Source organism: Limisphaera ngatamarikiensis, assembly GCF_011044775.1.
Classification (GTDB): Bacteria; Verrucomicrobiota; Verrucomicrobiia; order Limisphaerales; family Limisphaeraceae; genus Limisphaera; species Limisphaera ngatamarikiensis.
The window spans coordinates 1-1623 of sequence record NZ_JAAKYA010000013.1 but is presented as its reverse complement, the minus strand read 5'-3'; the positions used below and the strand labels follow the sequence as shown (position 1 = coordinate 1623).

Sequence of the window (1623 nt, the reverse complement as noted above, 5' to 3'; positions counted from 1 at the left end):
CGGCACCGTCCGAGCCGTGTACTGGTTCAGCCGGTTGACCGTGTTGCTGCTCCACCGCAGACTCCAACCCAGTACATGCTTGAAAAATCGAGCAGCTGGAGTGGTTGTGGCCGTGTTTAGCCGTCGGTAGCAGCCTGTTGCCAAACCGGTGGGAGCGCCGGTGGCCCATCGCAGCCCGAGGGCGAGAAAACGGCCGCCGGAATTTTCCATGGTGCCGGAGGCCCGCCGGCAGCCCTGCCCGGGGTCCGAACGCAAAGAAGCCGCTGGAACCAACGGGTGCGGAGGCGAGGGGTGCAACGCTACGGCTCTGGATGCTTCACACTCCGCAGCCACAGCGGCCCGCTCGAGTACGTGCGACAGGGGCGAGGATTTAGGGCTCAGTTCGGCGTAGCCTCCGCGCCTATAGATTCCCTAAGACTTGTTTGGCCAGGCAGCTTTCGTCTCGGCTTCAACTCGATCAGCAGGTTCGTCACGATGAGGGGGCAGCTCTCTCGGTTGCTGAAACTCCAACAGCTATCTTCGTCATAACCATCGTAATTAAAGTTAAGTGATATGCGGCCACCGAAGCAAAACACGCTGAACGCGCCATCAGCATCAGTCTTCACAACGTAGTTGGTGGAGTATAAGGGCTTCCCGCGCAACTTGTGGTCACTCGTTATGGCTTCGTAACACCGCACACGGACTTCCACATCCGATAGGGGGCGTTTTGAAAAAGCATCTACAACTACGCCTGAAACCCGGAACGCACAATTATATATCCAATACTTCTTGGTCCACGTTCCAGCGTAAAACCAGAGGCCCACAAAAGCGGCTGCGAGAAGGATTGCTAAGGGAATAGACTTCATCGTGGCCACACCGACTCCAAGTGCTTCGGATACTGTGTGCGTTTCGCACAGGCGCTACACCCGGAAAGCGACGACGGCGGTGCGGGAGGGTCAAAACTGAAATAATATCCCGCGATCGCGAAACCAAGCCATTGTCCTGGCCTTTCCCAATCATTTCCCTCTCCATCATCGGCAAGGATTGGCTTTGCAAGCTTCCAACCTACCACGTATGCAATGAGGTCCGTCGCTTTCATGCCGCATAAGCGCGCTGCCCAGCCGTACAACATGAAGTTAACGTCCCATGCATCGTAGCAGCCACCCGCGACTGTCACCGTTCCCTCGCATGTTTTCTCATTGCCGCAATGCAGTTCGTTTCCCCAGGCCCACGTGATTGTCTCCATGTCCCAAGCCATATCAAAGCCGGGGACAGGAGCCCAAATGGGAGCGCATGCCTTAATCTTGCCCCAAAGACTTAGATTACTATAACGTCTGAGAACGTCCTCGAACGTAAGCCGCAACGCGCGGTCAATTGCCCGTCCGCAATGCCAGCGTGAACAGACCTTTTCAAGTCCTAAGTAATCATTGTGGCGGATCGGCGCATTGCCAACAAAAATGTATGCACGATGATCGACAGTCTCTACACGCTCCCGAGGCACCAACAAGCGCGACCCTATGATAGCTATGTGTGGCCTTAGTGCATATTCTTGAAAAGCACGCTCCTCGATAAGATCCCTGCTCAACCACCTTCCCAGGGAGGGACTGTAGGCGCGGTATTCATAGAGCACCAGGCCCGTGCCGT

Annotated in this window: 1 protein-coding gene; it reads right to left on the bottom strand. The window is 55.9% G+C overall.

All coding sequences use genetic code 11. The features are described from left to right. Window positions 1-841: 841 nt before the first annotated feature. Window positions 842-1623, bottom strand: a 782-nt coding sequence (locus G4L39_RS14555; RefSeq protein WP_205880727.1) for an RHS repeat-associated core domain-containing protein, incomplete at its 5' end; no start/stop codon positions are given.